The sequence below is a fragment of the Cryobacterium sp. PAMC25264 genome (assembly GCF_019443325.1).
Taxonomy (GTDB): domain Bacteria; phylum Actinomycetota; class Actinomycetes; order Actinomycetales; family Microbacteriaceae; genus Cryobacterium.
Genome location: NZ_CP080383.1, coordinates 973,430 through 990,544, shown reverse-complemented (window position 1 = coordinate 990,544; position 17,115 = coordinate 973,430). Strand labels below are relative to the sequence as shown.

Genomic DNA, 17,115 nt, shown 5'->3' with positions numbered 1-17,115 from the left:
CCGGCGTGTGCGGTCTGTCTAGGCTTCACACTCATCCGCTTCGGCGGAGACCGCCGAAGCGGGATCGCCCGACTCGGCCGCAGCATCCAGACACACGCACCATCCAGACAGAGACAAAGGAGTCGATGTGCTCGTCATACTCGGATTCACCATGATCCTCACCTTCATGGTGCTCATCATGACCAGGCGGCTCACGCCGATGGTCGCCCTCATCCTCGTTCCCACGATCTTCGGCCTCTTCGCCGGTGCCGGCCTGGGTCTCGGCGACATGATCATCGAGTCGATCGGCGATCTCGCCCCGACCGCGGCGCTGCTCATGTTCGCGATCATGTTCTTCGGCATCATGATCGATGTCGGACTCTTCGATCCGCTCATCCGGCTCATCACCCGCTTCCTCGGCAACGACCCGGCCAAGGTCGTTCTGGGCACGGCGATCCTCGCCGGCGCGGTCTCGCTCGACGGCGACGGGTCCACGACCTTCATCATCACGACCTCGGCGATGCTGCCGATCTACCTGCGCCTGGGCATGAGCCCAGTGGTGCTCACCTGCGTGGCGGGGCTGATGAACGGCACTCTCAACATCGTGCCGTGGGGTGGCCCCACCGTGCGGGCCGCGTCGGCGCTCGGCGTCTCGCCAACCGACATCTTCGTGCCAATGCTGCCCTCCCTGGCGACGGGCCTCATCATCGCGCTGGCGTTCGCCTGGTTCCTCGGGCTGAGCGAGCGCAAGCGCATCGGATCGCTCGAGCACTCCCCCGCAGCCCAGGCGGATGCCGCGCCGTCGGCCACCCAGAGCTTCGGGCGCAAGCTCTTCGGCGGCAACCGCATCGTGCGCGGTACGGATGTGCGCCCCGGCGCGGCCGCCACCCTGTCCACCACGGGCATCCTCACGGTGCGCCCGGGCCAGCGGATGCCCGCCGGGCAGACAACCCTGGCCGAGCAGCTGGTGCTGGAGGACGAGCGGGACACCGCGATGGCCGACACCATGCTGAGTGCCGACCGGCCGACACTGCGGCCCAAACTGATCTGGGTGAACCTCGCGTTGACCGTCGCCGTCATGGTGCTGTTGGTGTTGGACATCATGCCACTGGCCTACATCTTCATGGTCGGCACCGCGGTAGCGCTCGTGATCAACTTCCCGAAGCTGCGTGGCCAGGCCGACGAGATCGTCGCGCACGCCCCCAGCATCGTCGGCGTCGTCTCGATGGTGCTCGCCGCCGGCGTTCTGGTCGGCGTGCTGAACGGCACCGGAATGGTCACGGCAATGGCCGACTGGGTCGTGCAGGTCGTGCCGGCCTCGATGGGCGAGTACCTGGCGGTCATCACCGGGGTGCTCTCCATCCCGATGACCTTCTTCATGTCGAACGACGCGTTCTACTTCGGCATCCTGCCCGTGCTCGCCGAGAGCGCGGCGACGTACGGCATCGACCCGGTGGAGATGGCCCGCGCCTCGATCATCGGCCAGCCCGTGCACCTGCAAAGCCCGCTGGTGCCGGCCATTCTGCTGCTCGTCTCGCTCGCCGGCGTCAACCTCGGCGACCACCACAAGAAGGTGCTCTGGCGCGCCTGTGTGGTCTCGCTGGTGATGCTGTTGGTCGGTGTGCTGGTCGGCTCCGTCCCGTTCGGCTAGGCGGGGTCCACTCAACCGACGCAACCGCGGTGGTGTGGGGCGTGCTCGAACCAGCGAGCCGTCACCAGCCACCGCGGGTCGGCGTGTGCCCGTGACGGGCATCGCCGAATGGCTATCTCGGCGCGCAGCCCGAGGAGCTCATTTGACGCCGTCGAAGATCAGACCGAACCGGAGGCCGCGCCGCATACCGGCGTGGCGGCGAGCTAGAGACGCACGCTGGTGGAGACGGCGTGCGTTCCCAGCCGCTCCGCCGCCGAGAGACCGCCGTGCCGGGGCGCGACGTGGGCGAGGATGCGCGTCCAGTGGCTCGCGATCGTGAGAGCGCCACCCTGGGGCACCCTCACGGTGCGGGCACGGGGGATGCGACGTCGGTACCACTTGCCATCGCCGAGGGTGACGGTGGTATCACCGTCACCGTAGATGAGCTTGACGTCGGCCTGGATGTTGCCGAGATCCTTCGTCCACTCGCTGTCGGAGAGCATCCGACGATCGCAGTCCACTCCGGCACTTCCCTGCAGTCCGGCTTCTGTAAGCATCCGGTCGAGGCGGTTGTCGAGCCCCATCTTGACCAGGGCCGGGTCGTCCGGCGTGACGCCCAGCGACCACCGGGTGAATGGGGGTGGCGTGATGCTCCGCAGGGCTGCCGCGGAAGGTGAGGCTGTGTTCACGACCGCGACTTTGTCGACGAGGTCGGGGTATCGGGCCGCCAGCGACAGGGCCACCATTCCCCCCGTTCCCCAGCCGATGACGCCCACCGACCCGTAGTCGGTGTGGCCCGCCGTGCGCGCCGTGCGTTCGGAGAGATCGAGGAACTCCGCCAGATCGTCGGCGCGGTGCTGCACGGTGTGCGGTTCATCATCCTCGTGCGGCGGTGTCGCGCCGTAGCCCGGCCGGTCCAACATGACCAGGTGCACACCCCACCGTGCCGTCGCTGTGGGGTCCGGGTCGAACTCGCCGGCGCCGGGGTCGGATGACAAAGCAGAACAAGGCGGCGAGCGAGTGGATCGCCAGCGGCCGACATGCTGATCGTGCGACCCGACGTGAGAGCGACCACGTGATTGGCCATGTGGTACCGATCCTTCCGACTGCGAACAATGGATGGGCTTCTTACGGCAAACGTATGTCCAGTCAAGGTTAAAGGGCCATGCCGTGAGTAACAGAATCGGCGAGCCATGACGGTACCGCCGATCCCGGCGCGCGACTCCGTCCACCAATGACAGCAAGGCCGTCAAGCCAGGCCACACATGGGCGAGCTGTTGACTATTGCCCCGGCAGCCCCGCGTCATGCACGGTGCGGGCGACCTGCACGCGGTTCGTCACCTCGAGCTTGGCGAACACGTGACCGACGTGCGTCTTCACCGTCGCCACGCCCATGAACAGGTGGGCCGCGATTTCCGCGTTCGACAGGCCGTGCCCGACCTCGTGCTGCTGGTGTGGCAGGGCGTCGCGTTCGGGCTCGCATTCCTGAGCACGCCCGTGGCCATCGTGGCCTATCTCGCGCTGCCGACCGTGTGGACGGTGCTGACCCTCACCATCGAATCGCTGCGCGGGCCGGCGGAATGGCTCGACGTGAACCAGACCCTCAACGTGCTGATGATGGGCGCGATGACCGCGGATGATTGGCCCCGCCTGGCCGTCTCCCTCGTGGTCTGGCTCGCGGTGCCGCTCGCATGCGGGCTGTGGCGCACGGCCCGGCGGGAGCCGTGAACGTGGCCCCGCTTCTGGGGCTGCGTTGATACCGTCATCAGTCCGGTGATAAGCCAAGCTCGGACTATGCAGTTCCCGAGGCCTGGTGACCTCAAGCCTTGTCGTCCACGGTGGGATGCGACCGGAAGGAGGCACCAGATGTTCCTCACCCACTCGCTAGGATTCCGCACCGATCTCATGCTCTTGGCGCTGCAAGGCAGCACGATCACCCGGCAGTCGGACCATCTTGTCGTCCGCACCCCCGCGAACCCCGACTTTCACTGGGGAAACTTCCTGCTGTTCGACCGCCCGCCCGCTCCCGGCATGGCCGCTGCCTGGCTTGCCCAGTTCGGCCACACGTTTCAGGGTTCATCGCATCTCTCGATCGGCATCGACGGTACGGATGGTGCGGCGGGCGACACCGCGGAGCTGGCCGCGGCTCACCTCGAGGTCACGAGGTCGGTCGTCTTGACGCTGTCCGAGGAAGCGCCGCTGCGACCGTCACGGGCCACTCCAGGTGCCATTTTTCGCCCACTCGATGCGAACGACGATGACGACTGGGCTCAGGCCGGGGCGCTCAGGCAATCCAATGCCGCCGATATCGCCGGATACGCCGAGTTCACCGAGCAGAGACTCGGTTCGATGCGCGCACTGCAGCGGGCGCACCATGGGTCCTGGTTTGGTGCGTTCCTCAATGGACGAATGGTGTCCGGACTCGGGATCTTCACCGACGGAAGCGGAACGGCGCGCTATCAATCGGTTGATACCCACCCGCGTTTCCGTCAGCGCGGATTTGCCGGCACGCTGGTCCACGTCGCCGGTCGCTATGCCCTCGAGCACTTGGCGGCCACGACCCTCGTCATCGTCGCCGACCCCGACGAGCCGGCCATCCAGCTCTATCGGGCCCTGGGCTTCGCGGACACCGAAATCCAAACCCAGTTGGAGCACGTCGCGCCCTAACACTGCCCTGCAGACCGCCTACGGATACCGACCCGGGCACGACCCACAGCGCCCAGATCCAGCCGACAGGCCGCGCCGAATGGCTCTACCCCAGCGGGGTGCATCGGCTGAAAGCCGTTCACACCACCGAATAGAGGATCCAGACCAGACCGAACGCCATGAACCCGATAACCGTGGCGAGCACGCTCCAGGTACGCAGGGCGAGCGACGTGCTGAGACCGAGGAACCAGCTCACCAGCCAGAAGCCCGAGTCGTTCACGTGCGAGAACGTGATGGCGCCGGCGACAATGGCCACGGTGATGCAGGCCAGCGAGATCGGGTTGGTCTCCCCCGACGCCAGGATTGCACACAGCCCGTGGAGTGCCGCGACGAGCTACTGCGAACGGTGAAACCGGGTTCGCTCCTCGGCCTCTCGGGCGAAGGTGAGGTAGCAGCTTGCCGTCCAGGTATAGGCGCGGTCGCGCAGGCCTTCGCCCGTGAGAGCGTCGAAATTCTCGGCAAACCCCGAACGCTCGCACAACCCTCGAAACCGTTCGCTGATCAGATCGGCGAGCCCGGTCTGTCCAGCCCGTCGGAGGCCGTCTTCGATGATGGCGGTCGAGGGTGCCCAGATGGGCCCGCGCCAGTAGCCGTCGGCCTCGTACTCCTCGCTGTCGGTCAGCTGCGTGGCCGGACCGAATTCCGTGACGTGCCGAGAGATCCGCGCGGACAGTTTCTCGATGATGCTGCCGGGAAGGTGAGCGGCGGCAACGACAGGGAGGGTGTTCAGCAGCGAGGACGTTTTGCTGAGGCGCCCGCTGGTGGCCGCCCTCGCCACGAAGACGTCACCGTCCCACAGCTCGAGCAAGGCACTTTGCATGGCCGCGGCCTCACGACGCCATTCGTCAGTTTCGCTGTCACGTCCAAGTTCCACAGCCAGTTCGGCGAGCACGTCGAGTTGCACCACGAGGAACGCCGCAAGGTCGGGTGCCTCGATGACGCGGTCGTGGTCGAACGTCGTCGAGTTGTCCCAGCCGCTGTCGTTGCCATGGTGGTAGTGCGGCAGCACATGCCCAGGAACCCGCCTGCTGTCGAGCCAGAACCGGGTCCATCGTACGAGCGAGTCGTAGACGTCGTTCAGGGTCTGCTGGGAGAGCGGCAGCTCGAGCGTGGCGCGAAGCTTGCGAAATGCCCACCCGTGAATGGGCGGTTTCACGAAGTTGTAGAGCACCTCCGAGTGGGTGATGGAGTCGGGAAGTGCGCCCGCCGCATCCTGGAAGTCGAACACGACGAGGAACTGGTCGATGGCCTCCTCGGGAAGTCCGGGCGCCAGTGCCAACGCGTTGAAGCAGTGATCCCAGCTCCAGACCTTGTCCATCCAGTGTTTCGACATGAAGATCGACTCCCGGGTGAGAAACCCGCTGGGTGAAACGGTTGCCGACCAGAGCACGTAGCAGGCCGTGGACACCCCGGGGGTGCGCTCGCTCCGCCACGATGCGATGCGCTCGACGTAGTGATCGAACTCCGCTGCGACGCCCGCGGCAACAACGTCGAACGGCTCGGTGTGCCGATAGGGTGCGCGCGCGGCGTCGAACTCCTCAATGGCGATCTCCCAGTCCGGCCCGCTCATGGTCACGGCGCGTTTGCCGGCGCCCAGGGCTTCCGCCCCGGTGATCACGACGGTGCCGGACACTGCCGTGATCCGGTACCGGCGGCCCGTCTCGTACGACGTGAAGACGGCCGCACCGTCAATCGGGTCGGTGTAGAGGTAGGTTCCCGTGAACGGGGTCAGCTCGGTCGTCGCATCCGCAAGCCGGAGCTCGGCGGAGCGGCCGCGGAGCCGCAGCACACTGTCGCCCTCGAAGACCGCCTCGATCACACCGGTCGGCGTCGACCAGCGCAGCGTCGTCGGCGTCGCCTCGATTGTTGCTTCGACGGGTAGCCCGTGCTGCAGCGGCTCAAATACGAGAATCGCGTGCATGCCGGTCTGATGGGAAACCAGATGCAGCTTTTCGCGCACGGTGTGAAGCGCCACCACCGGTGAAATGTCGAGCCACGATCCACGCCGGCTGAACGGGATGTCGCGGATATCGAACGAGGTTGCTGAAGGCGCTGTCACGGGATGGGTCTCCTGGAGTGGATGCCCCGGGATGCGCTGTGCCACTGCACTCAACGCACCGCGGGGCGGGTGGTCAATCGGTGGTGGAGGCCACCGGGAGGAAGATGCGCATCGTGGCCGGGCCGCGCTCGGCCCACCGGTGGTAGGGCACGAATGTGAGCTCAACCGGCCTCGAATCTAAGCTGTGTGGCCGGGTCGGGCCGAAGGGAAGCGGCCCGGTTCCCGGCGATTTCGCGGCAACAGTGCCGTGGGCCTGAGCCCCGTCGGCGTGCGCGGTCAGCCCGAGATCGGGCTGAATCCACACCTCCTCGATGCGTACATCCGAGGGTAGATCCGTCGATTCCACGCACAGCACGAGAGGTCCCCGTTCCACGGCGACCGTGTCGCGCACGGCGTCGATGCGGGCATCTGGCCACGTGAGCCGCGGAGCGAGGGGCAACTCCAGAATGACCTCATCGCCTGGTTCGAACGTGCGTCGGATGTCGGCCCACCCGGGCGCGACGCCGATCGCGTCGTCGCTGTTCAACGCCAGTGTCGCAGTGTCGGCCCAGCCGGGAATTCGTAGCCGAAGTCGGGACTCGGCCGTGGGCGCAGTGAGGACTCGCACGCGCACCGTGCCCTCATCGGGGTACCGGGTGTCCACCTGCAGCACGAAACCGCCCGCTCGGATTTCGCCGGCAGCGTACTGGAGCACCACGATCCCGCCGTTGTCGATGGCAGCGACGTACGAGCCCAGCGATGAAATAGTGCGGGCGACGTTGGTGGGGCAGCACGAGACGTCGAACCACGGCGCGCGCACCCCGCCCTCCGCCCGGTTGTTGACTCCGTCGCTTGCGCTCGCGCCAGGCTCTCGCTGGTGCAGCGGATTGGCGTAGAAGAACGATTTGCCGTCCTCGCTGGGCGACGTGGCCACGACATTGAACAGGGTCCGCTCGATGAGATCTGGGTAGCGAGAGTCGCCCGTCACCAGGTACAGCCGCCAGGCGAGCATGACCGAACCGACCCCGGCGCAGGTCTCGCAGTAAGCACGGTCGGCCGGCAGCTCCCAATCGTCGCCGAAGCCTTCATCCTGGTGCCGTGAACCCATGCCTCCAGTCAGGTAGGTGCGGCGGGCGACCGTGTTCTCCCATTGCCGGGTGACGGCGTCGCCCAGCTCCTGATCACCGGTCTCGGTGGCCACGTCGAGGGCTCCGGACGCAAGGTAGAGGGCTCGCACGGCGTGCCCGCGCAGCACGGTGGCCTCCCGCACGGGGATGTCGTCTTGGAAGTACTCGGCCGACAGGAGCGGCCGGACCGGGAGCGTGCCGTGTCCGCGCCTTTCGATGAACAGGCGGGCCTGCTCGAGGTATCGAGGTTCGCCGAACGCGCGTCCCGCTTCCACGAGGGCCACCTCGATTTCGGGGTGACCGCAGAGCTCGTTGCGGCCGTCGGCCCCGAATTCCTCGCAGACCTGGTCGGCGGCTCGTCGTGCGATGTGAACGAGTCGATCGTCGTGCCCGGTGCGCAGTCGTGCCACGGCGGCCTGCAGCAGATGGCCGGTGTTGTAGAGCTCGTGGCCCATCGCCATGTCCGAGTACCGTGACGGCAGCCCCGGATGTCCGTGCGCCGTGTTCACATAACCATCGTCGTCTTGGGCCGCGCCGACCCGCCCCACCAGGGTCTCGAATGCGGCGGTCAGCGCCGGGTCAGGGCTTCGGCCGAGCTCCCACGCCATGGCCTCGAGCAGCTTGTAGATCTCCGAATCCGAGAACTGCCATCCGGGCCGGGTCACCGTGGTCTCACTACGCGCGACACGATCGAAGTTCTCGATCCAGCCCAGGCGCTCCATCCAGTCCAGGCAGTGTCCCAGGGTGGCTTTGGCATTGACCGCTTGACGACGACCCCAGAAACCCGCGGGGTTCAGGCTCACGTCGGCGACGCCGACCCCGTGGCGGGTGCTCGTCGCGGGTTCCACCGGGCCAGCCATCGGCCGGAGGATTTCGGATGTTGGTGTGGCGGTCAGGGTCACAGGGTCAATCCTTCACTGCGCCGGCGGTGACGCCGGCGGCTACGTAGCGCTGGGCGACGATGAGCAGAATCGCGGCCGGGATGGAGGCCACGACGGCGGTGGCCATGATGGCGTTCCATTGGGTGGTGTTGTTGCCGATGTACGAATAGATCCCCAGGGTGACCGGCTTCAACGCCGAGTTTCGGGCCAGGGTCGAGGCAAAGACGAAGTCCGACCATGCCCAGAGGAAGGCGAACAGTGCGACCGTGATCGCGGAGTTGCGGCTGAGCGGCATCACGACAGCGGTGAAGGTGCGCCACGCATTGGCACCGTCCATTCGCGCCGCCTGGAGCAGCTCCCGCGGCAGACCGCTCATGAAGGCGGTGAACAGCAGCACGCCGAAGGGAACGGCGACCGTCGAGTCGGCGAGGATCAGTCCCCACACGCTGTTCAGGAGGCCCAGTCTCACGTAGATGGCGTAGAAGCCCATCGCCATCACGACGCCGGGGATCATCTGCGCCACCAACAACACGAAGTTGAGGGTGTGGCCGCCTCGCAGGTTCAACAGCGAGATCGCGTAGGCGGCCGGAGCCGCGATGATCACGGTCAAGGCCACGCAACCCAGCCCGATGAGCAAGCTGGTGCCGAGGTTCGGCAGTTGCTGCCGCAGCACCTCGGCGTAACCGTCGAGGGTCGGATCAACGGGGAAGAGGTGGGGCGGGCTGAGCCGCAGGTCCTCGGTCTTCGTGAACGACACGTTGATCATCCAGTAGACCGGGAACAGCATCAGAGCGGTGAAGACGACGCCGAGCGCCGTCTTCCACGCGGGCCGGCGGGCGGTCATGAGTTCTCCTGACGTCGCTGCATCCTGAGGTAGACGAACCCGAAGATCAGCGCGATAACGATGAGGATGTTGCCCACGGCGGCCGCGGGCGAGAGATCGGGCTGGCCGGTTCCGAAGGCTTCACGGTACGACCAGATCGCCAGTGTGGTGGTGGAGTTCGCCGGACCACCACTGGTCATGATCCAAATGATGTCGACCACCTTCAAGGTGTAGACAAGACCTAAGAGCAGGGTGATCGCCGACACCGGGCGAAGGAGCGGGAAGGTGATGCTCCAGAACTGACGCCATGGTCCCGCACCGTCCAGGGATGCCGCTTCGTACAGATCGGCGGAGATGTTCTGCAGGCCGGAGTAGAGGATGACGAGGTTGAAGGGAATTCCCAACCAGATGTTGGCGATGATGACGGCGATGAGTGACGTGTCGGGCGATGTCAGCCAGTTGATCTGACCGATGCCGAAAGTCTGCAAAACGCGTTGACGATGCCGTTGTCGCTGTTGAGCATCCACGACCACGCAGAGCCCGAGACGATCAGGGGCAAGAGCCACGGCACGAGGAAGAGTGCTCGGAGGATGCCGTTCAGGCGGAAACTGCCGCGGAAAAAGACCGCCAGCGCAAGCCCGAGCGCATATTGGAAGATCAGCGAGCCGAAAACGAAGACGACGGTGTTCCAGGACGCCTGCCCAAACAGCGGCGAGGTGAAGACGTCGATGTAATTCTTCAGCCCGACGAATTCGGCGTTTCCCTGCACAAAAGCTCGCACGTTGTAGTCGTGGACGCTGAGGTCGATGCTGCGGATCAGCGGATACGCGTAGAACACGAGCAGGTAGACCAGCAGCGGTGCCGCGAACGCGACCGCCACCCATCGAGAGCCGCTACGTCCGCCGCCCTGTGGACGCCGGGGGCGAGGGGCGCCCGGCGTGGGCTCGGGAGCCGGCAGTACAGCCGGCGCCGCGGAGAGTGTCATCATGATTCCTTCGTTAGAGGCTCAGGGCGCCTGGAGCCCACGGATCAGGAGCCCGGGGCGGGCCTGCGCCCGCCCCGGTACCTCGGTGTTACTTTCCGTCGGTCGTCGACAGGGCCGCCTTCTGAGCGGCGGCCAGCGCGTCCTGGGGCGATGACGCACCCGAGAGGGCGCTCTGAACCGCGGTCCACAGCTGCTCGGAGATCAGCGGGTAGTTGGTTCCCAGGTTGTCGCTGGTGCGGCCCTTCGCAGCCTTGACGGCCGAAACCCAGGTGTCGAGCTCCGGGTGCTCTTCAAGCAGCTGGTCTTGACCGTCGCTGGTCGGCGGGATGTAGTAGGCGAAGGTGTTGGCCGTTTCGACGAAGCCGTCCGGGGTCGTCATGCAGTCAACGATCTTCTTCGTCGTCTCGTAGCGTGCGGTGTCCTTCTGCACCGGTGCGGTGATGAACTCTCCTCCAGTCGGGGCAGGAGCAATCCCGGAATCGACGGCGGGCAGTTCGATCACGCCGGTGGCGAAGGACTGCTCGGCGGCGCTGTTGACCTGCCACGTGCCGTTCTCGGCGAAGGCGAAATTGCCGGTGATGAACTCCTCCCAGCTGGTGTTCTGCGAGTTGCCGATCACCGACTGCGGGGCGTAGCCCTTGTCGACCCAGTCCGTCCAGAGCGTCAGAGCGCTGACAGCCTCGGCGGAATCCAACTCGGTCAGATCTGCGCCGGAGCCCCAGAACCAGGGCAGGAACTGAAAGGATCCCTCTTCGGTGTTGATGCCCGCGAAGGTGATGCCCTTGTTGCCGGCTGCAGTGACCTTGGCGAGGGCATCGGTCAGCGCCGCCCAGCTCGTGATGCTGGCGGGATCGACTCCGGCAGCCGTCAGGATGTCGGCGTTGTAGTACAGGGCGAGCGTGTTGGCGCCGACCGGCACTCCGTAGTCCTTGCTGTCGAGCTCCCCCGCGGCCAGCAGGTTGCCGTCGACGGCCGATGTGTCCAGCCCGAGTTCGTCGGTGGTGGTCAGCATCCCGGTGTCGGCGAGCGTGGAGACAGCAGGGTTGTCGAGCAGGATGACATCCGGAGAGGTGCCTTCCTGCGCGGCGAGCAGCGCCTGATTCGTCAGCGATGTCGTGTCGTAGGCGGTGCGTTGGATGGTGACTCCGGCATCCGTGCCACAGGCCTGCACCCGGTTGGCCCAGTCGGAGCCCTCCTCGTGCTGGGGATACGGGTCCCACCAGGTGTAGGTGCCCCCTGCTGCATCAGTCGACGCGGCATCCCCCGCGCTGGAGCAGCCCGCGAGGGCTCCGAGCGCGATAGCGGCGACGGCGATGGCGATGGGCTTTTTAAACGCGGTGCTCAACATGTGTTCCTCCTTGAACGTGTCCGGGATACCGAATCTCTTGGTGTTGGTCAGTGACGGGTCGGCGGTAGGCCGGTACTGCCGCGGTCGTCGATGCGTGGTGTGAGCAAATCGACGATCGGTGTGGCCGCATCGGAGGTGCTTTCGATGCGGGAGATGAGGCGCTCGACAGCCCGCCGCCCGAGGTCGTCTGCGGCGCTGTCGATGGCGGTGTAGGGAAGCGAGAAGGTGCGGGCGAAATCGTCGGAATAACGACCGATGACAGAGATGTCTGCCGGGGCCGACAAGCCTCGGGCGTGCAGCACGCTCGGCAGTGCCGCTGCCGCAGCCTCATTGTTCAGCAGCAGACCGGTGGCGCTGGGGTGAGCGTCGAGAAGTCGGGCCAGTTCCGACCCGATCTGCGGCTGGCTCGATGGCGCAAAGTGATGGTGGAGTTCCACCCCGAGTTCGGCCGCCCGATCCTGCGCGGAATTTGCCAGCCGTGACACGTAAGCGCCTCCACGCTCGAGCACGTGCTCGGGCTGGGAGACCAGGATGAGGCTCCGGTGCCCCAGCGCGTGCAGCGTCTCAACCATCAGGCGCCCCGCGGCCGCGAAGTCGAGGTCGAAGACGTCGATGCCGCTCGGGTCGCCGGGCAGACCGACCAGGGCGCCCGGTTGCGCAGCATCGCGAAGGATGCCGAGCCGGTCGTCGTTCTCGGCGACGTTGAGCAGAATGAAGCCGTCGACCATCCGTGAATCCGAGATACGCCGAAGCGCTGAGACGCCATCCTCATCCGTGAGCAGAAGGGTGTCGTAGCCGCACTCCCGTGCACGATTGGTGACGCCGAGAATGTACTGCAGCATCGCCGGTGCGAATTCGTCTTCGAGGAACCGAGCCAGTAGGCCGATCACCTTGGTGTGCGATGTCGCCAGCGCGCGCGCTCCGGCGTTCGGTGTGTAGTCCAGACTGCGCACGGCCTGCTCGACCTTTTCGCGCACCTCAGCGGAAATGGATCGTTTGCCGGAAAGCGCGTAAGACGCGGTGCTCCGTGACACGCCCGCGACACGGGCCACGTCTCCGATTGTTGCCATGAGGTCTCCATCGACGATGTTTCGAACCGGTTCGACTCGAACCGGTTCGACAGTAGCAAATCGGCGCGGACCACGCAACAGAAATTTGTAGCGCCAAGCAGAATTGCCCTAGCTCCGGCGTGCGAGCCCGCCTACAGTGGGCACCGCAGAGCACCTTGTCGGCTGCCTGAGGCGAGGTGGGGGCGCTCCGCGCCAACCGTCACCCAGGGAGGGAGCCGTTCATGCACAGCAGCTGCTACTCCGGCCCGGCGGACTGACCATGGGCTCAGTCATCGGGGATATTCTTCCGCTCGCGATCGGGATCGCCATCAGCCCTATCCCCATCATCGCGGCCATCCTGATGCTGCTGTCCCCCCAGGCGCGAGGCACCAGCATCGGATTCCTCGCCGGCTGGCTCCTCGGCATCATCGTCGCCGTCGTGCTGTTCACGCTACTGGCGTCGATCATCCCAAACGATGACCCCAATGCATCCGCGCCCATTTCGGGTGTGATCAAGATCGTTCTCGGCGCCGCGTTGCTCCTGCTCGCCCTGCGCGAGTGGCGCGGGCGACCGACCGGTGACGCCGAGCCGGCGATGCCGAAGTGGATGGCCGCCATCGGTTCGATGACGCCCGCGCGCGGCCTCGGACTGGGTTTTCTGCTGTCGGACCTCAACCCGAAGAACCTCCTGATGGGTGTTGCCGCGGGTGTCACTATTGGATCCGGCGGGCTCACCGTCGGTGAAGACGTTGTGGTGATCGCTCTGTACACGGTGCTCGCTTCGGTGACGGTAGCCGGCCCCGTCATCGCGTACCTCGTCGCGTCCGCGCGGATGGCCGGTCCTCTGGAATCCCTCCGCCGGTGGCTCCTGCACAACAACGCCACCGTCATGGCCGTGCTGCTGCTGGTGATCGGGGTCGTGCTGATCGGCAAGGCATCGGGAGCTTCTAACCTCCCCACCCGGCTGATGGGCCCATCGATCGGTGAGTTACGACTCCGAGGGCTCCATGGGCAGTTCGGCTCCGTAGTTCCACGACAGGATGGCCGGCTGCTCGCGGTAGTAGCTGAGCACGGAGACCGATCCGGCGTCGAGGGTGATTTGAGCGCCGAAGCGAGGGGCGAGCCTCAGGTACACGGCGGTCAGGATGCGCAGGAAGTGGCCGTGCGCGATCAGGGCGACATCTCCCTTTTCCATCGCCGGCAGCACCCGCGTGAGCACCCGGGATGCGCGGGCGGCGACCTCTTCGACCGTTTCGCCGGGCGTCTCTCCACGAATCACGCCGTGGGTGAAGGCGCTCCAGTTGTAGCCGAGTTCCTTACGGATCTCGCGCGTCGTGCGTCCCTCGTACCCGCCGTAGTCCCACTCCACGAGGAACGGGTCGACCTCGGCGTCCAGGCCTGCGAGCTCTGCAGTCTGTCGCGCGCGCTGGAGGGGCGAGGTCAGCACGAGCGTGAAATCGTAATCGGCCACCAACCGGCCCGCACCGCGAGCGAGGTCCTCGCCTCTGGCAGTGAGCGGAACATCCGTGAGGCCCGTGTGCTTGCCACTCTTCGACCACTCCGTCTCACCATGACGCAGAAGAATCAGCTTGCCGGAGGGGTTATCCGGGGCGGGGCGGTGGGGCAGCGGATCGATTGTGAGCATACGGCAACAGTAGTTCGAGCAACGGCTTAGTGGAGCTTTTGGGCATCGAAAACCACCGATCAACGTTCTGTGGGCGTTCCATCCGCGGCCCACGCCACCCCCAAGGCGAACAAGGTCGACACGCCGTATTGCTCCATCGCCGCCGCAACGCGACGCCGACCCGTTCGCGGATTGATCCCGAGCCTGCGAGAGGCCGCGTCGAGGGTGACACCCTGCCTCATCAGCGCCAGAAGCGGCACCCACGGCTGTTCCACCCCGCCGATTGGCTCACCGCGACGCCAGAGCTCGCGGAACAGGCTTCGGCCCAGCTCGGCAAGGGCCGCGCTCCGAACCCCGACGACACTGGTTGGCCACCCCTCGCCCCAGTCGATCGGTAACGCGAGCACCTCTCCGTCGATCCAGAACCAACTGGGCAGGTCGTCGAGAAGGCGGAACTCCACCCCGACGGCCGCGTAGCGCGCGGCTATCGCCACGAGGCGGGTGTCCTCTGCCAACGAACGCGGCACAAGGGCTCGCACCGACCGCAGGCCGGCGAACACCTCGGCGAAACGACCGGCGCGCGCGGGATCGCTCTGCAGGTAGCGCCCGAGGTCCGGAAGCACTGCCCAGGCGGTGTCGCTCTCGTCCCGCGCAATGTCGTACCAGAGGTCTTCTGCCGCCTGCGGCCCGTGACGCACGAAAATGGGGACGAGATCACCGGATGCCTCGCCCACAGCCCAGTGCCGCAACAGAGCCGGCAGCTCGGCAACGAGCGTCTCGATGCGCGAGGCGGCCTCGCTCGCCGCCTGCTGCAGCGCACGCACCTCCTGCTGCACAACATCGGCCGTCCACAGTGCCGGCGTCGCGTACGCAATCGTGTCATCGCGAACCGAGATCGCACCGGCCCGCGCGAGCCGCGCAACGGCGTCGGCGACCTCACCCGTATCCGTGTGCGCCGTGGTGGCCAGCGCCGCCACGGTTTCCGGGCGGCTGCGGTAGATCAATTCGAGAAGAGCCCTGTCATCCATGTCCGCCTCCGAGCGCGCGTGAGCACCATCATGGCGCAGGTGACCGCATCCGGACGCCCTCTTGAGGCCATGACCGGAAGCGGAGGTTGGCTGTCCGCTTGTGTCCAGGCACACTGCTTCTTATCGAGACCAAAGCTCATAAACGACGGGAGCCAACGACATGACCGGCATGAGCAGCAGCAACCAGGGCCGTATCCGTGTTGTCGCCGTGTCGATGGCGGCAGCACTCACTCTGGGAATCACGGCATGCACCGCAGGCGCGACCGCTGAACCGTCGTCCTCGACAGGTCTCGCCGTCGCCCTCGGCGAAGCGCCCAACCAGGACGTCGTCGATCTCTACACGGATCGCGACACGGCCGTGTCCGCGGCCGTCGATGCGCTCCCCCAGCTCATCGAGAAGGCCCTCGACCAAACCGGAGTGCCCGGCGCGCAAGTCGCGGTCGTCTCGAACGGAGAGGTCGTGTTCGAAGAGGGATACGGCGTGCGGGACGTGACGACGCAGGAGCCCGTGGACGTCGGCACAGTGTTTCAGATCGCCTCGTTGTCCAAGCCCCTCTCGTCGAGCGTTGTGGCCAAAGCGATCACCGACGACCCTGCTCTGTCCTGGGACGATCCGGTCAAGGATTACCTCCCCGACTTCGCGCTGAGCGATCCATACGTGACCGGCCATGGCAAGATCGCTGACTTCTTCTCGCACCGCACCGGCATTCCCACCGGTGCGGGCGATGACCTCGAAGACATCGGCTTCGATTCCGACTACATCCTGGCTCACCTGAACCAGGTTCCCCTAGCCTCGTTCCGCGACACCTATCAGTACTCCAACTTCGGCCTGACGGTGGGCGGCGAGGCTGTCGCGGCGTCGCGCGGGCAAACGTGGGCGCAGACCGCGCAGGACCTGTTGTTCGAGCCGCTCGGAATGACGTCGACGACCACCCTCCATGACAACTATCTCGCCGCAGACGATCGCGCGGCCATGCACGCGCGCACCGGAGACGGCCAGTACGAGCAGCTGTTCGACCGTGACGCTGATGCCGAGGCTCCGGCCGGCGGTGTTGCCTCAACTGCCGGCGACATTGCGAAGTGGATGACGATGGTGCTGGCCGACGGGGAGGTGGGCGGAGCCGAATTCATCGACCCGCTCGTGCTGGCACAGACCTATTCCGCACATTCGATCACCGGCGGCGACGCCCAGAACCTCTCGTCGCGCACATCGCACTACGGCTTCGGCACGAACGTGGGCTCCACCGTAACCGGCCGCGTCAGCATCAGCCACTCCGGTGCATTCGGGTGGGGTGCCGCCACCAATGCCACGATGATCCCCGATCTGAACCTCGGGATCGTCGTGCTCACGAACGGAGCGCCGTCGGGAGTTCCGGAAGCGATCGTGTCGGAGTTCGTCGACCTCATTCAGTTCGGTGCGGAGACGCGACCCTGGTTGGACCTCTGGCCCAGCGTCTTCGCGCATTTCTCCGACCCGGCGGGTGACCTCGTCGGCGAGGAGGCTCCCACAGATGCCGCACCGGCAGGTGCGGCCGGAGACTACGTCGGCACATACACGAGCCCCTACTTCGGCGACTTCGTGGTGACCGAGGAGAACGGCGTACTCACCGGCGCGCTCGGCCCGGACGGTGGCTACACGTTCGAGCTCGATCCGTGGGACGGCGACACGTTGTCGTTCGTGCCGACCGGTGAGAATGCACTTCCCGGTTCGCTGTCGTCCGCGGTCTTCGTGCGCGACGGCGAACGGATCAGCGGTGTCACCCTGACGTACTTCAACAAATTCCCCGCGCCCGGTCAGGAGCCGAACGGGCTCGGCGTCTTCACCCGCACCGACTGACCCTCACGGCCAACGGGTCGTCGGACGTCGCCCGCCCGGCGCGTGCGCTGACGTCGCGCA

The 17,115-nt window shown here is 66.1% G+C and carries 16 protein-coding genes and 1 pseudogene; 5 read left to right on the top strand and 12 right to left on the bottom strand.

Going from position 1 to position 17,115, the window contains the following annotated elements; translation table 11 throughout:
• The first annotated feature begins 151 nt into the window (after positions 1–151).
• Positions 152–1,630, top strand: a complete 1,479-nt coding sequence (locus KY500_RS04485) for a CitMHS family transporter (RefSeq protein ID WP_370626924.1) — start codon at positions 152–154, stop codon at positions 1,628–1,630.
• Positions 1,631–1,833: 203 nt separating this feature from the next.
• Here the strand turns inward: KY500_RS04485 and KY500_RS04480 are convergent, their stop codons facing one another.
• Both KY500_RS04480 and KY500_RS04475 read right to left on the bottom strand, forming a co-directional pair.
• Positions 1,834–2,607 carry an alpha/beta fold hydrolase gene (locus KY500_RS04480; protein ID WP_219902503.1) on the bottom strand — a complete coding sequence of 258 codons (774 nt, stop codon included), beginning with the start codon at positions 2,605–2,607 and terminating at the stop codon, positions 1,834–1,836.
• Positions 2,608–2,890: 283 nt separating this feature from the next.
• Positions 2,891–3,004 carry a LuxR C-terminal-related transcriptional regulator gene (locus KY500_RS04475; RefSeq protein WP_219902502.1) on the bottom strand — a complete coding sequence of 38 codons (114 nt, stop codon included), beginning with the start codon at positions 3,002–3,004 and terminating at the stop codon, positions 2,891–2,893.
• A 6-nt stretch (positions 3,005–3,010) separates the two neighbouring features.
• On the opposite strand from KY500_RS04475, the gene KY500_RS19730 reads away from it, so the two are divergent.
• Both KY500_RS19730 and KY500_RS04465 read left to right on the top strand, forming a co-directional pair.
• Positions 3,011–3,337 carry a hypothetical protein gene (locus KY500_RS19730; protein WP_219902501.1) on the top strand — a complete coding sequence of 109 codons (327 nt, stop codon included), beginning with the start codon at positions 3,011–3,013 and terminating at the stop codon, positions 3,335–3,337.
• A gap of 138 nt (positions 3,338–3,475) precedes the next feature.
• Positions 3,476–4,276, top strand: coding sequence for a GNAT family N-acetyltransferase (locus tag KY500_RS04465; protein WP_219902500.1), 801 nt, complete (start codon positions 3,476–3,478; stop codon positions 4,274–4,276).
• A 118-nt stretch (positions 4,277–4,394) separates the two neighbouring features.
• Here KY500_RS04465 and KY500_RS04460 read toward each other — a convergent pair whose 3' ends face one another.
• The 8 genes from KY500_RS04460 to KY500_RS04430 form a co-directional block, all read right to left on the bottom strand.
• Positions 4,395–4,616 carry a hypothetical protein gene (locus KY500_RS04460; protein WP_255579917.1) on the bottom strand — a complete coding sequence of 74 codons (222 nt, stop codon included), beginning with the start codon at positions 4,614–4,616 and terminating at the stop codon, positions 4,395–4,397.
• 33 nt (positions 4,617–4,649) lie between these two features.
• Positions 4,650–6,374, bottom strand: coding sequence for an amylo-alpha-1,6-glucosidase (locus KY500_RS04455; RefSeq protein WP_219902499.1), 1,725 nt, complete (start codon positions 6,372–6,374; stop codon positions 4,650–4,652).
• 73 nt (positions 6,375–6,447) lie between these two features.
• Positions 6,448–8,340, bottom strand: coding sequence for a glycoside hydrolase family 127 protein (locus KY500_RS04450; protein WP_219902498.1), 1,893 nt, complete (start codon positions 8,338–8,340; stop codon positions 6,448–6,450).
• Positions 8,341–8,386: 46 nt separating this feature from the next.
• The gene (locus KY500_RS04445; protein WP_219902497.1) at positions 8,387–9,205 is read right to left on the bottom strand and encodes a carbohydrate ABC transporter permease; all 819 of its coding nucleotides are present in this window, start codon (positions 9,203–9,205) and stop codon (positions 8,387–8,389) included.
• The gene (locus tag KY500_RS19140) at positions 9,202–9,672 is read right to left on the bottom strand and encodes a carbohydrate ABC transporter permease (RefSeq protein WP_255579786.1); all 471 of its coding nucleotides are present in this window, start codon (positions 9,670–9,672) and stop codon (positions 9,202–9,204) included. The genes KY500_RS04445 and KY500_RS19140 overlap by 4 nt, the downstream gene beginning before the upstream one ends.
• The gene (locus KY500_RS19135) at positions 9,636–10,172 is read right to left on the bottom strand and encodes a carbohydrate ABC transporter permease (RefSeq protein ID WP_255579785.1); all 537 of its coding nucleotides are present in this window, start codon (positions 10,170–10,172) and stop codon (positions 9,636–9,638) included. The genes KY500_RS19140 and KY500_RS19135 overlap by 37 nt, the downstream gene beginning before the upstream one ends.
• A gap of 85 nt (positions 10,173–10,257) precedes the next feature.
• Positions 10,258–11,517, bottom strand: a complete 1,260-nt coding sequence (locus tag KY500_RS04435; protein ID WP_219902496.1) for an extracellular solute-binding protein — start codon at positions 11,515–11,517, stop codon at positions 10,258–10,260.
• A gap of 47 nt (positions 11,518–11,564) precedes the next feature.
• Positions 11,565–12,587 carry a LacI family DNA-binding transcriptional regulator gene (locus tag KY500_RS04430; RefSeq protein ID WP_219902495.1) on the bottom strand — a complete coding sequence of 341 codons (1,023 nt, stop codon included), beginning with the start codon at positions 12,585–12,587 and terminating at the stop codon, positions 11,565–11,567.
• Positions 12,588–12,846: 259 nt separating this feature from the next.
• Here KY500_RS04430 and KY500_RS04425 point away from each other — a divergent pair.
• Positions 12,847–13,488, top strand: a pseudogene (locus KY500_RS04425) (GAP family protein); the annotation flags it as partial.
• 66 nt (positions 13,489–13,554) lie between these two features.
• On the opposite strand, the gene KY500_RS04420 reads toward KY500_RS04425, so the two are convergent.
• Positions 13,555–14,211: a histidine phosphatase family protein gene (locus KY500_RS04420; RefSeq protein WP_219903282.1), complete on the bottom strand. Its 657-nt coding sequence runs from the start codon at positions 14,209–14,211 to the stop codon at positions 13,555–13,557.
• A gap of 59 nt (positions 14,212–14,270) precedes the next feature.
• Positions 14,271–15,218, bottom strand: a complete 948-nt coding sequence (locus KY500_RS04415) for a hypothetical protein (RefSeq protein WP_219902494.1) — start codon at positions 15,216–15,218, stop codon at positions 14,271–14,273.
• A gap of 169 nt (positions 15,219–15,387) precedes the next feature.
• Here KY500_RS04415 and KY500_RS04410 point away from each other — a divergent pair, with 169 nt between their 5' ends.
• Positions 15,388–17,055 carry a serine hydrolase gene (locus KY500_RS04410; RefSeq protein ID WP_219902493.1) on the top strand — a complete coding sequence of 556 codons (1,668 nt, stop codon included), beginning with the start codon at positions 15,388–15,390 and terminating at the stop codon, positions 17,053–17,055.
• Positions 17,056–17,115: the final 60 nt, after the last annotated feature.